General features: G+C 62.1%; 12 protein-coding genes and 1 pseudogene. 5 read left to right on the top strand and 8 right to left on the bottom strand.

Features of this window, described 5'->3' with window-relative positions:
• Positions 1–57 precede the first annotated feature (57 nt).
• Positions 58–922: pseudogene (locus tag PSH87_RS16835) on the top strand (Dyp-type peroxidase).
• 1 nt (position 923) lies between these two features.
• Here the strand turns inward: PSH87_RS16835 and PSH87_RS16830 are convergent.
• The gene (locus PSH87_RS16830; protein WP_305430298.1) at positions 924–1,658 is read right to left on the bottom strand and encodes a carbonic anhydrase; all 735 of its coding nucleotides are present in this window, start codon (positions 1,656–1,658) and stop codon (positions 924–926) included.
• Between the two features lie 197 nt (positions 1,659–1,855).
• On the opposite strand from PSH87_RS16830, the gene PSH87_RS16825 reads away from it, so the two are divergent.
• Together PSH87_RS16825 and PSH87_RS16820 are read left to right on the top strand one after the other, a co-directional pair.
• Positions 1,856–3,232, top strand: coding sequence for an MFS transporter (locus tag PSH87_RS16825; protein WP_305430297.1), 1,377 nt, complete (start codon positions 1,856–1,858; stop codon positions 3,230–3,232).
• A gap of 57 nt (positions 3,233–3,289) precedes the next feature.
• Positions 3,290–4,417 (top strand): MFS transporter, encoded by a 1,128-nt coding sequence (locus PSH87_RS16820; RefSeq protein WP_305430295.1) that lies wholly within the window; start codon positions 3,290–3,292, stop codon positions 4,415–4,417.
• Here the strand turns inward: PSH87_RS16820 and PSH87_RS16815 are convergent.
• Together PSH87_RS16815 and PSH87_RS16810 are read right to left on the bottom strand one after the other, a co-directional pair.
• Positions 4,414–4,932, bottom strand: a complete 519-nt coding sequence (locus tag PSH87_RS16815; protein WP_017737139.1) for a DUF3087 family protein — start codon at positions 4,930–4,932, stop codon at positions 4,414–4,416. The genes PSH87_RS16820 and PSH87_RS16815 overlap by 4 nt on opposite strands.
• A gap of 78 nt (positions 4,933–5,010) precedes the next feature.
• Positions 5,011–5,247: a DUF6555 family protein gene (locus tag PSH87_RS16810; RefSeq protein ID WP_017737140.1), complete on the bottom strand. Its 237-nt coding sequence runs from the start codon at positions 5,245–5,247 to the stop codon at positions 5,011–5,013.
• 133 nt (positions 5,248–5,380) lie between these two features.
• On the opposite strand from PSH87_RS16810, the gene PSH87_RS16805 reads away from it, so the two are divergent.
• Both PSH87_RS16805 and PSH87_RS16800 read left to right on the top strand, forming a co-directional pair.
• Positions 5,381–6,208 carry an arylamine N-acetyltransferase gene (locus PSH87_RS16805; RefSeq protein WP_305430292.1) on the top strand — a complete coding sequence of 276 codons (828 nt, stop codon included), beginning with the start codon at positions 5,381–5,383 and terminating at the stop codon, positions 6,206–6,208.
• Between the two features lie 133 nt (positions 6,209–6,341).
• A complete protein-coding gene (locus PSH87_RS16800; RefSeq protein ID WP_305430291.1) occupies positions 6,342–7,094 on the top strand; it encodes an outer membrane beta-barrel protein in 753 nt (250 codons plus the stop codon).
• A gap of 176 nt (positions 7,095–7,270) precedes the next feature.
• Here PSH87_RS16800 and PSH87_RS16795 read toward each other — a convergent pair whose 3' ends face one another.
• The 5 genes from PSH87_RS16795 to nuoK form a co-directional block, all read right to left on the bottom strand.
• Entirely contained in the window at positions 7,271–7,585 is a 315-nt protein-coding gene (locus PSH87_RS16795) for a DNA-binding transcriptional regulator (protein ID WP_305430290.1), read from the bottom strand.
• A 248-nt stretch (positions 7,586–7,833) separates the two neighbouring features.
• Positions 7,834–9,297, bottom strand: a complete 1,464-nt coding sequence (gene nuoN, locus PSH87_RS16790; RefSeq protein ID WP_017737144.1) for an NADH-quinone oxidoreductase subunit NuoN — start codon at positions 9,295–9,297, stop codon at positions 7,834–7,836.
• Between the two features lie 7 nt (positions 9,298–9,304).
• Positions 9,305–10,837, bottom strand: coding sequence for an NADH-quinone oxidoreductase subunit M (gene nuoM / locus PSH87_RS16785; RefSeq protein ID WP_017737145.1), 1,533 nt, complete (start codon positions 10,835–10,837; stop codon positions 9,305–9,307).
• A 49-nt stretch (positions 10,838–10,886) separates the two neighbouring features.
• Positions 10,887–12,740 (bottom strand): NADH-quinone oxidoreductase subunit L, encoded by a 1,854-nt coding sequence (gene nuoL, locus PSH87_RS16780; protein WP_017737146.1) that lies wholly within the window; start codon positions 12,738–12,740, stop codon positions 10,887–10,889.
• Positions 12,737–13,045, bottom strand: a complete 309-nt coding sequence (gene nuoK / locus PSH87_RS16775; protein WP_003174727.1) for an NADH-quinone oxidoreductase subunit NuoK — start codon at positions 13,043–13,045, stop codon at positions 12,737–12,739. The genes nuoL and nuoK overlap by 4 nt, the downstream gene beginning before the upstream one ends.

Here is a 13,045-nt window from a genome sequence, read left to right as displayed (position 1 = left end):
TGCGCGCTTTCTTGTACGCCTGCGGGTAAACTGCGTGGCTTTCTTGAAGGAGTTCACATGAGTCAGTACCAGCCGGGCATTCTTGCCGCACCGGTGCCGTTGCAGGCACGCCATCTGTTTTTCGCCGTGGATTCCCTGGCCGCCGTGCCCGCTGCGCTCGATGCGCTGGTGCAGTTGACGGATGCGCAGGTGGTGGTCGGTTTGGGTGAGCCGCTGGTCAATGCGCTGGATGCACAGATTGACGGCTTGCGCAGCTTCCCGACGGTCAGCGGCCCGGGCGCGCACAACCCATCCACCCAGCAGGCGTTGTGGGTGTGGTTGCACGGCGTCGACCGTGGCGAACTGCTGTTGCGCAGCCGCGCCTTTGAAAAAGCCCTGGCCCCCGGCATTCAGCCTGGTGCAGATGACCGAAGGCTTCCGCTACAAGACCGGCTTCGACCTCACCGACTACGAAGACGGCACCGAAAACCCCCACGACGACGCCGCCGTCGAAGCCGCCCTGACCGACAGCGGCGCCAGCTTCGCCGCGATCCAGCAATGGCAGCACGACCTCGACGGTTTTGCCGCGTTGCCGGCGCAGGAGCGCGATCACATCATCGGCCGTCGCCATGGCGACAACGAAGAACTCGACGACGCCCCGGAATCCGCCCACGTCAAACGCACCGCCCAGGAAAGCTTCACCCCGGAAGCCTTCGTGGTGCGCCGCTCCATGCCATGGGCCGAGAACGGTCAGGCGGGGTTGATGTTCCTGGCGTTTGGCCATTCCTTCGATGCGTTTGAAGCGCAACTGCGAAGGATGAGTGGGCTGGAGGATGGGATTGTCGATGGCCTGTATCGCATCAGTACACCGTTGACGGGGGGCTACTACTGGTGCCCGCCGGTCAAGGACGGGCGCTTGGCGCTGAGTGTGTTGGTACGCTGATCTAAGCGAGTAATTCAACCTCGCCACTGTGCAGGCGGTAAATGCCGCCGACGATGTTCAATTGGCCGTTGGCCAGTGCCTCGGTCAGCAGGCTGGACTCGCGCTTGAGCCGCGCCACAGTATCCCGGACATTTTGCGCAATAGCGTTGTCGAGGAGATTGCCGGGTGCTTTCAACACCGTGTTCACGGATGGTTTGAACGCACTCGCCAGGCCCTGGATCTTGCCGGGGAACGTGGCGTTGTCGGTGACGGCCTTGACGCCGGCCGCAACGGCGCCACAGCTGTCATGCCCCAGCACCAGGATCAGTGGGGTGTTCAGCACCGCGACGGCGTATTCGAGGCTGGCGAGCCCGTCATTGGTGACGAAGTTGCCCGCGACGCGCACTGAAAAAAGTTCGCCCAGGCCCGTGTCAAACATGTACTCAGGGGCAATCCTTGAGTCGGCGCAGGCCAGGACCGCTGCGAACGGATGCTGGCCGTTGACCAGAGCCGCACGTTCATCCATCAGGCCGCGTCGCTTTGTGACATCCGCGGCGTATCGACGGTTGCCTTCCTGCAGCCGCGCCAGGGCTTGTTGTGGGTTTGTAACAGCCGGTGGAGCAGCCACTTCATGTGCCAGCGCAGGCGGTAATGCACCCGCCAATAGCAGTGCTCCGGCACCGGCGGTGGCCAGTCGTAGAAAGTTGCGGCGGTCATTCATCAAGGTGGGTGGGACGGGGTGGTGGGCGTTGTCCATCGATGGGCTTCTCGCGGTGGTTGGAACAGAGAAGTTCCAAGGTTGCAAACAACGCTGCGCAAGGCTGTAGGAGGCCTCTGATGATGGTGTAAACGTAGGCACGGGACATGAAGATATTGACAGTTGGCCAATCGGTCGCTGAAAAAAATTGCCGCTGCCCGTACTCTAGACGCCTTTGCCACCCGTACGGATTGTTCATGTCTTCAGTTGCCGATGGGCTGCCCCTCAATAAACGCCTGCCGGCCGTGATCGCGATCTCCCTGGGGATCGGCATGGCGACTCTGGACACGGCCATCGTCAACACGGCGTTGCCGACCTTGGCCGAGGGCATTGGTACCGACTCGGCTTCGGTGATCTGGGTGGTCAATGCCTATCAACTGGCGATCATCGCCACGGTGTTGCCCTTTGCGTCGCTGAGCGAGGTGTTGGGACATCGCCGTGTGTACCTCGGCGGGTTGCTGCTGTTTATCGTCTCGTCGCTGTTTTGCGGGCTGGCCGGTTCCCTGGAAACCCTCACCGCCGCGCGGGTGGTGCAGGGGCTCGGGGCGGCGGCGATCATGAGCGTGAACACCGCGTTGCTGCGGCATATCTATCCGTCGCGCATGCTCGGGCGTGGCCTGGGCTATAACTCGCTGGTGGTGGGGTTGGCGTTTACCCTTGGGCCGACGGCTGCGTCGGCGATCCTGTCGGTCACTACCTGGCACTGGTTGTACCTGATCAATGTGCCGTTGGGGGTGTTGGCCCTGGCCTTGGGTTTGCGCTCGTTGCCGACCCTGCCGATGACCGGGCACGCGTTTGACCGCCTCGCCGCAGTGCTGTGTGCCGGGTTGTTCGCCCTGCTGGTGTTGGGCCTGGGCACGGCGGTGCATGGTGCCCAGGGCGCGTTGACCCTGGGCTTGATCGCGGTGGCGTTGCTGTGCGGCGCCTTGCTGCTGCGCCGCCAGGCCGGGCATCCGGCGCCGATGCTGGCGGTGGACCTGTTCAAACGACCGGTGTTTGCCTTGTCCTCCCTCACCGCGATTTGCGCCTTCAGTGCCCAGGGCCTGGCGTTTGTGTCGTTGCCGTTCCTGTTGCAGGCAGTGCTGGGGCATAGCCAGGTGGAAACCGGTTTTCTGATGACACCGTGGCCGGCCGTGGTGGCGGTGATGGCGCTGGTGGCGGGGCGCCTGGCGGACCGCGTGTCGCTGGGCGCGCTGTGCGGCATAGGCCTGTTGATGCTCAGCCTGGGCATGGCGGCGTTGGCCAGCCTGGGCAATGAAGCGCCGGCCTGGGATATTGGCTGGCGCATGGCCCTGTGCGGGGCCGGTTTTGGGTTCTTCCAGTCGCCCAACCTCAAGGCCATCATGACCAGCGCGCCGCTCTCCCGCAGCGGTGGGGCCAGCGGCATCGTGGCGATTTCGCGGTTGCTGGGGCAGACGCTGGGGGCGTCGCTGGTGGCGCTGTGTTTCCACCTGTTCGTCGACAACGGCCCGCAAACGGCGTTGTGGCTGGGTTGCGTGTTTGCGTTGGTGGGCGCCGTGGCCAGCGTGTTGCGTTTACTGCCCTATGGAAAAAAGCCCGCTGGACCGTTGTAAAACACGCGGGGGGAGGGCTACCGTGGCGACCTGAATATTTCGGGATGTTTCAGATTTATGACCGCCCTGGCCCAACGCACTGCTGACACCCAATCCCGCCGCGCTGCGCTGACCCTGGCGTTATGCCTGCCCAGCGATGTGCTGCTGTACCTGCTGCTGCCGATGGAGTCCCAGGCCTTCGGCATCACGCTGGCCCAGGCCGGGGTATTGCTGGCGGCCAACCGCCTGGTGCGGATTTTCGGCTACCGGCATGTGTTGAATTTCTACGCACACAACGGCGACCGCCTGACCTGCATGATCGCCGCCGGCGCCGCGACACTGTGCGCCTTGGGCAACTCGATGCTGTCGGGCTTTGCCGCGTTGCTGGGCTTGCGGTTGGTCTGGGGCCTGTGTTTTGCCGCGTTGAACCTCTCGACCCAAGTGCTGGCGACGTCGGAACCTGCGGGCGCAGCACGCCGGGCCGGACGCTCACGGGCAGTGATCGCCCTCGGGCCGATGCTCGCGCTGCCGCTGGGTGGTTGGCTGACGTTGTGGGCCGGGCCGCGCCCGATCTTTCTGATCCTCGCCGGTTGCTGCCTGGTGGGCCTGTGGGTGGCGCGCGGCTTGCCCGTCGCCGGCCATGATCTGCACAGTGGCGGGCGACGCTTCAAGTGGCCAGACAGCGTGGCGATGTGGTCGTTTATCGAAGGCGTGGCGTTGGATGGGCTGTTTATCTTTGGCCTGTCGATCCAGGCGCAGAAGATTCTTGGCGGCGACGCGGTACTGATTGCCGGCGGGTTGATGGCGCTGCGTTATGTCTCGGAAATGCTCCTGAGCCCACTGGGCGGGCGCGCGGCCCAGCGTTTCGGCGCGACCTCGATGTTGCTGCTGTTCTCGTTCATGAGTGCGCTGGCCCTGACTGCGTTTGCCAGCTACTGGGTGATTGTCGGCGCGGCCGCGGTGCTGGTGTTGCGCGCGCTGCAACTGCCGCTGGTGACTACCTTGGTGGCCGAGCGCAACCCCGGTGCGATGCGGGTGTCGGCGCTGGCCTCGAATGCGGTCTGGCGGGATATCGGCGCGGGCCTTGGGCCGTTGTTGGCGGGGTTGCTGCTGCCGGTGGCGTCGGCGCCGCTGGTGTTTGGTTTGGCCGGCGCGGCGATTGCGGTGAGTGCGCTGTTTTGTTGGCGCGCCGGGCGGGTTGCCTAGCTGCGCAGGTGTTCCAGCCACGCCGGATCAAGGCGCGTTTGTTCGGTGTCGATGCCCAGCGCCTGCATTTTCGCCTTGTGCGCCTCGACTTCGCTGAGCAGTTGCGCCTGGGCGCTGGAGTTGGCGTCCAGGGCATGCATCTGCGTCAGCCCCAGGTGGTAGAAACGCAGCAGCTTGATCGCCGTCGGGTCATTGGCCTGCACACGTTCGGTAACCTTGTGCATCACATTGGTCACGCTCATCAGGCTGCGCTTGAGCTGCCAGCCATACACCGCGGGCGCCAGCCACGGCTGGGTCCAGAACGGGCCGCGCACCAGGGCCAGGGTGATCAGTACGCCGGCAAAGACGCCGCCGACGTTGAAGCGGAAGTTGTCACCGCCCGGTTCGCCGAACAGCATCACCGCCAGGCTCGACAGCAACATCGCCAGCGCCAGGAACAGCACTGCCACGATCAGCGTGCTGCGGCGGGTTTGGCGGCGGTAGGTGACAGGGTCGCAGGGTTTGAGCTCGAACATCCGGGGCGGTCTCCAGTGGCGTAGGCGCGCATCTTCGCACATCGCACATGAAGAGCCCCGCTTCGGCGGGGCTTTTGGTTACTTGGGCGCGGTCCACGTCACCTCGGTGACGCCGAATTTCTCCGCCCAGGGCCGGGTGGTCTTTTTCACTTGCTCGTGACCGACACGGCCGATGCGGCTCACGTGGGCAATGTCGGCGTCCACTGCCGCCCAATGCCAGGCCTCGGCGTTGTTCATCACGTCGGCGCGTACCACAAAGGACTTCGGTTGACCGTGTAGTTGGTAATTGATCGTGTAGATTTTTGCGCTACTCATGTTGCCTCCCTGTGTTGTTATAAATGGATAGGGCGGCGTTCAAAAAGGTTCATTCAAAATGACAATCTGCACGTCGGCGCGGCATAGTGTCGCCTCTGCACTGTGCCCAACGATTGTGCCCAAGGACTGCGCCATGCCCGACCTGACCCATTCGCAGCTTTACCTGCAGCGCCTTGGCTACAGCAAGCCCCCAGCGCCCACCCTGGACAACCTGCGGGGCCTGCAACTGCGCCATGTGTGCGTCTTTGCCTTTGAAAGCCTGTCCACCTTGCTGCACCAGCCGGTGCCCATCGACCTGGCCAGCGTCGAGCGCAAAGTGCTGCTCGATGGGCGAGGGGGGTATTGCTATGAGTTGAACCAGATGTTCCTGGCCTTGTTGCAGGAGCTCGGTTTTGACGCGCGCGGCATCACCGGCCGTGTGGTCATGGGCGGGCCGCCGGATGCACGCACGGCACGCACCCATCGCTTGACCCTGGTGACCCTGGACGGCGTGCGCTACATCACCGACGTCGGCTTTGGCGGCATGGTGCCCAGCGGCCCTTTGTTGCTGGACAGCGAAGCGGATCAAGCCACGGCTCACGAGTTCTATCGCCTGACGCACAATGCGGACGACAGCTACACGTTATGGGCTGAAGTCGCCGGGGAATGGCGCGGGCTGTACGTGTTCGACCTGCAAGTGCAGGCGGATATCGACTACGAAATCGGCAACTGGTACGTGTCCACCCATCCTGGGTCGCCGTTCCTGGGCCAGTTGAAAGTGGCGCTGTTGGCGCCGGGCAAGCGCTACACGTTGAACAACGCCCACTATGCGGTCCACTACCTTGATCGGCCCAGTAAGAAACGCACGATTAAACAGGCAGATGAACTCTTGGTGCTGCTCAGGGAAACCTTTGGGATTCGCTTGCCGGTAGACGGGTCGCTGGTTGAAAAAATCGATAGCCAGATAGTGGCGTCTAGCTAGAAATATCGAGATAGAGCCATCGCTGAACCGTTTTATCTCTCTGTCTGCGCAAATGAATGCGAACCTTTTTCCTACATTTAGGCTCGAAGCGGTTCCGGAGTAATTTGCTCACCAGACAAGGAGTTGTAAAACGATGTCCAAGCTATTCGGAAAATTCCTCAAGAACACCTCGGTATTTGCGTTAGTCGCAGCGCCTGCCATGGTGTTCGCCGCACCGCCTACGGGGCCGATTTCCACCTTCGGTATCCTGGGCGCCTACAACGACTTCAAGCTCGAAGGCGGCAGCCAGAGTGACAAGGACAACATGCCCGAAGCGGGCCTGTTCTATAACTTCGGCAACAAACTCACCGCTGAGTCCGGCTTTATCTACCAGGCGGGCGTTAGCGCCAAGTACGGCAAAAAGAGCGACAACAAGCTCAAGGACGGCCAGGCCGACCTGGACCTCGGCTGGCGTGCCGCGCTGGATGCGCGCAACTCGGTCGATGTGATTGCCGGCGGCGGCTACAGCTGGACCCGCTACGAGCTGGACTCCAACAACGAAGACCTGGAACTCACCAGCAAATCGCCATTTGCCAAGGCAGCCCTGGGCTACAACCACCAGTTCGATGACATGACCCTGCGCGTCGAAGCCGGCGCCCGTCGCACCCTCGACAGTCGTGCCAAGATCAAGGTGGACGGCCTGGGCAGCGACACCGTGGACCTCAAGGACCGCACCAACCCCTACGCCGAAGTCAGCTTGCTGATGAACCAGAAGGGCGACCTGCCCGTGGTCGCGGGCCTGTACTACACCCGCACCGAGTACAAGCTGGATGAAGACTCGGAAGTGGCGGATAACACCAGGCTCAAGCGGGATGAGTATGGGGTGAAGGTCGGGATCGCGTTCTGACGCCAGCACCGATGCAACTGATCTAGCGCCATCGCAGGCAAGCCAGCTCCCACAGTTGGGTGATGTGAACCCGATCCCCTGTGGGAGCGGGCTTGCCCGCGATGGCGGCGTATCAGTCACCACCTCTGGCACTGAACCACCGCATTCGCGGGCAAGCTCCACACGGGTATGGGGTGTTAACTCAATGCAGCAAGTTGCGCCATGGTTTCCGGAAAACGCTCCACCAGGCGGATCAAGGTCACTGCCTGGGCATTGGGTTTGGCCCGGCCTTGCTCCCAGTTCTCCAGCGTGCGGGTATTGGTGCGCAGATACATGGCAAATACCGAGCGGGAGAGGTTGAGCTGTTGGCGTACGGCGACCACTTCTTCGGCGGTAAGGGGTGAGAGTTTGTTTAGTTGAACCTTGTGGGTCCGTAGGGTGACTTTGCCTTGGCGTTTGTTTGCCAGCGTGTCGAAGCCTTCGACCAATTCGGAAAAGATGTCACGTTTCATGGTTTTTCCTACGTAGTTTGCGTATGCGACGGACACTTTACGTTTAGCTCCGAGGAGCTGGATGCCAGTCAGCAGATATACGTTCAGTCAGAAAAATCCGATCTGCATTCGCGCAACGGCCAAGCACATAGTTGTGGCGAGGGAGCAAGCTCCCTCGCCACAGGAATGCCTTCAGGCATTTACTTATCGCAACAAACGCAAAACGGCGCCCGAAGGCGCCGTTTTGTTTACCGCAGTGACTTAAGCGATCAAACGCCCAACACCGCATGCTGCACCAAAGTGAGCAACGGTTGTGGGTACACACCCAGGAAGAACGCGAGCAGGGCGATGGCCAGCAGCATCACGCCGCCTGCCTTCTGTTCCCAATGCAGCTCGGCATCCACACGGCGCAGGTTTGGCTCGATCAGGTACAGGGTGACCATCACGCGCAAGTAGTAGAACACGCCGATGGCGCTACCCAGCACGAGGGAGGCAACCAACCACCATTCGTGGGCTTCAACGCCGGTGGCGACGATGTAGAACTTGCCGATAAAGCCCGCAGTCAGTGGAATGCCGGCCAGGGACAGCATCATCACGGTGAGTACGGCGGTCAGGTACGGACGGCGCCAGAACAGGCCGCGATACTCGTACAGGGCGTCGGCGTCACGGCCTTTGAACGGCGAGGACATCAGCGTGATCACACCGAATGCACCCAGGCTGGTGATCACGTAGGTGACCAGGTACACGCCCATGGCTTCCACGGCCAAGCCTTTGCTCGCCACCAGGGCGATCAGCAGGTAGCCGAAGTGCGCGATGGAGGAGTAACCCAGCAGACGCTTGAGGTTGTTCTGGGTCAGGGCCAGCAGGTTACCGAACAGGATCGACGCAATGGCGATCACGGTCAGTACGTCGCTCAACACGCCGGTGTTGGCAGCAGGGGAGATCTGGAACAGACGCACCATCACCGCAAACACAGCCACTTTCGACGCGGTGGCCAGGAACGCGGCCACCGGCGCCGGGGCGCCTTCGTACACGTCCGGGGTCCACAAGTGGAACGGCACCAGCGACAGCTTGAACGCCAGGCCGATCAGCATCATCGCCAGGCCCAGTTGGGCAATCGGTGCAGGCATGCCGGTGGCGGCCAGGGCGTGGCCGATACCGGTGAAGCTCAGGCTGCCGGCTTCGGCGTAGAGCAGGGCCATACCGAACAACAGGAACGCGGAACCCGCCGCCGACAGCACCATGTACTTGATGCCGGCTTCCAAAGAGCGCTTGTTGAAGAAGGCATAGGCCACCAGGCCGTAGGTCGGGATCGACAGCAGTTCCAAGCCGATGAACAGGCCCGCCAGGTGCTGCGCGCTGACCAGCACGATGCCACCGGCCGCAGCCAGCAGGATCAGCAGGTACAGCTCTTCGCGGTTGCCTGGGTAGCCGGTGCCGCCTTCGCCGAGGTAGGCGTGGGCGAGGGTGACGCAGGCCAACGTGGCCACCAGGATCAGCGCGATGTACAGCAGGGCGAAGTCATCGACCATCATCAGTGGCGTGACCGCCAGTGGTGCGACCTTGAGGGCCGGAATGATCGACAGCAGGGCCAGGTTCAACCCGGCGCAGGACAGCAGGAACGTTTGCGAGTGATTGCGGCGCCAGGCGATGGCCAGCATCACCGCGACAACGGTGAGGCTGGTAATCAGCAGCGGCGCAAGCGCGATAAAGTGTTGGATCGTGAATTCCATAGCGCTCTTACCGGGCCGAAGCGAGTTGAGAGAAGGCGGTGCCGAACCACTGCTGCACGCCATGCATCGTCGCGGCAGAAGTGTCCAGGAACGGTTGCGGGTACACGCCGATGTAGATCAGCAGCACAGCAAGGCCGAGCACCATGATCAGTTCGCGAGCATCCATCCCTTGCAGGACGGTGTCGGACTTGGCCGGGCCGAAGTAGGCGCGGTGGATCATGATCAACGAGTAGACCGAACCGAACACCAGGCCGGACGTCGCAATGGCACTGATCCACGGCGTCTGCACGAAGGCACCCATCAGGATCAGGAACTCGCCGATGAAGTTGCCGGTACCCGGCAAGCCCAGGGAGGCCGCAGCGAAGAACAGGCTGATCGCCGGCAGGTACGCGATGCGCGACCACACGCCACCCATTTCACGCATGTCACGGGTGTGCAGGCGCTCGTACAACTGGCCACTCAGGATAAACAGCGCAGCGGCGGAAACACCGTGGGCCAACATCTGGATCACGGCGCCTTGTAGCGCGAGCTGGCTACCGGAGTAGATGCCGATCAGTACGAAGCCCATGTGGGAAACGGACGAGAAGGCAATCAGACGCTTGATATCGGTTTGGGCGAAGGCCAGGAACGCACCGTAGAAGATCCCGATCAGACCCAGGGTCATGGCGATCGGCGCGAACTCGGCCGAGGCATTCGGGAACAGCGGCAGGGCGAAACGCAGCAGGCCGTAGGCCGCGGTTTTCAGCAGGATACCGGCCAGGTCCACGGAACCCGCGGTCGGCGCCTGGGCGTGAGCGTCAGGCAACCAGGAGTGGAACGGCACCACCGGCAGCTTCACCGCGAAGGCGATGAAGAAGCCCAGCATCAGGATGTACTCGGTGGTCAGGGACATCTTGGTTTTCAACAGGTCGGCGTAGTTGAACGTGATCACGCCGGTGGTGTTGAAGTTGACCAGTACCAGACCCAGGATCGCCACCAACATGATCAGGCCGGAGGCCTGGGTGAAGATGAAGAACTTGGTCGCCGCGTAGATCCGGGTTTTCTTGCCGTCCGAAGAACTGTGACCCCAGAGCGCGATGAGGAAGTACATCGGCACCAGCATCATTTCCCAGAAGAAGAAGAACATGAACAGGTCGAGGGCGAGGAACACGCCAACCACACCGCCCAGGATCCACATCAGGTTCAGGTGGAAGAAGCCCACGTGACGCTGGATCTCTTTCCACGAGCAGAGTACCGAGAGGATACCCAGCAGGCCGGTCAGCAGGATCATCAACAGCGACAGGCCGTCGAGGGCCAGGTGCACGTTGATGCCGAAGCGCTGGATCCACACGTGCTTGAATTCAAGCGCGAACGTTGGATCGACACCCGGTGCCGGAGCGAATGAATAGTCGCCATGGGCCCACAGCCAGAGGCCGAGTGCGAGTTCCAGGGACATGGTCAGCAACGCAATCCAGCGGGGGAGGGTGGCGCCGAAGCGTTCACCCATCCAGCAGAGCAGGCCGCCGATAAAGGGGATCAGGATTAGCCAGGGCAGAATCATGACAGGCTCGTTTCCTTTCGCAAGTTCGCAAAGTTGGCAAAGTTCATAGTCACACAGCTACCACGACGATGGCGCCGATCACCAGCACGGCACCGGCAGCCATGGACGCTGCATACCAACGCAGTTGGCCTGTCTCGCTGCGGCTCAGGGCGGTGTGACCGGCCTTGGCGGCGCGCGGGATCAAACCGATGGTCTGGTCGAGCGGGTCTTTGCGCAGTACATGGCTGATGGCCAGGTATGGCTTGACGAACAGTTTGTCGTAGATCCAGTCGAAGCCCCAGGCAGCGAACCACCAGGCCGACAGGAAGCGGCCAATGCCACTGTTGGCCACGGCGGTCACGAAGCGACGCTTGCCGAGGAACAGCAGCGCGGCCAGCAGGATACCGGCGATGGCGATGGCGCCCGAGGCGATTTCCAGGCTGTGCTTGGCAGCGCCACCGGCATGGCCGGCGCTTTCTGGCAGCACGCCAGCCAGTGGCGGGGTGATCAGGGCGCCGACAAAGGTCGACAGGATGATCAGCACCGACAAGGGCAGCCAGTGGGAGATGCCGTGGCCTGCGTGCGCTTCGGTCTTGGCTTCACCGTGGAAGGTGATGAAGATCAGGCGGAAGGTGTACAGCGAGGTCATGAACGCACCCACCAGGCCTGCGTACAGCAGGTTCTGGTTACCGCTGGCGAACGCTTCCCAGAGGATTTCATCCTTGGAGTAGAAACCGGCAGTCACCAACGGCAGGGCGGCCAGGGCGGCACCACCGACGATGAAGCTGGCGTAGGCCAGTGGCAGTTTCTTCCACAGGCCGCCCATCTTGAAGATGTTCTGCTCGTGGTGGCAGGCAACGATCACCGCACCGGACGCGAGGAACAGCAGGGCCTTGAAGAAGGCGTGGGTCATCAGGTGGAAGATCGCCGCGTCCCAGGCGCCAACGCCCAGGGCCAGGAACATGTAGCCGATCTGGCTCATGGTCGAGTAGGCGAGGATACGCTTGATGTCGGTCTGTACCAGGGCAGCGAAGCCGGCCAGGACCAGGGTCACGCCACCGACGATGCCGACAAGATGCAGGATCTCCGGCGCCAGGGTGAACAGGCCGTGGGTACGGGCGATCAGGTAGACACCGGCGGTTACCATCGTTGCCGCGTGAATCAGTGCGGAAACCGGGGTAGGACCGGCCATCGCATCCGCCAGCCAGGTTTGCAGCGGCAGTTGCGCGGATTTACCCACGGCGCCGCCCAGCAGCATCAGGGTCGCCAGGGTGATCCAGAAGTCGCCGACCTGGAATTTCTGCGGCGCCAGCACCAGCAGTTCCTGGATGTTCAGCGTACCCACCTGTTGGAACAGGATGAACAGGCCGATGGCCATGAACACGTCGCCGATACGGGTGACGATAAAGGCCTTGAGTGCCGCGTTACCGTTGTTGCGGTTGCTGTAGTAGAAACCGATCAACAGGTACGAGCACAGGCCCACGCCTTCCCAGCCGAAGTACAGGAACAACAGGTTATCGCCCAGCACCAGGAACAGCATGCTGGCGATAAACAGGTTGGTGTACGAGAAGAAGCGCGAGTAACCGGCTTCACCGCGCATGTACCAGGACGCGAACAGGTGGATCAGGAAGCCCACGCCGACGACCACGCCAAGCATGGTGATCGACAGGCCGTCGACGTAGAGGGCGAAGTTGGGCTTGAAGCCCTCCACCGACATCCACTGCCACAGCACCAGGGTGTAGTGACCGCCTTCCGGCGGCGCCACGTTGAATTGCCAGATGACGTAGGCGGTCACGATGGCCGACAGGCCAATGGAGCCCACGCCCACCAGGGCAGACAGGTTTTCCGACCAGCGCCCGCGAGAGAACGACAGCAGCAGGAAACCGATCAGGGGGAATACGAAAGTCAGAAAGATCATGTTCATCCGCGCATCTCACTGGCAGCGTCGATATCAAGCGTGTGGAAGCGACGATACAGTTGCAGCAGGATCGCCAGGCCAATACTGGCCTCGGCGGCTGCCAGGCTGATCACCAGGATGAACATGACTTGTCCATCCGGCTGGCCCCAACGTGCGCCGGCAACGATGAACGCCAGTGCGGCGGCGTTCATCATGATTTCCAGGCTCATCAACACGAACAGAATGTTACGGCGGACCATCAGGCCGACCAGGCCAAGGCAGAACAGGATGCCGGCGACCGCCAGACCATGCTCCAAAGGAATAGCAGGCAT

Origin of the sequence: Pseudomonas sp. FP453 (assembly GCF_030687495.1) — a bacterium.
Taxonomy (GTDB): Bacteria; Pseudomonadota; Gammaproteobacteria; order Pseudomonadales; family Pseudomonadaceae; genus Aquipseudomonas.
The sequence above is the reverse complement of the archived record's forward strand: the minus strand, read 5'-3'. Positions and strand labels throughout refer to the sequence as shown.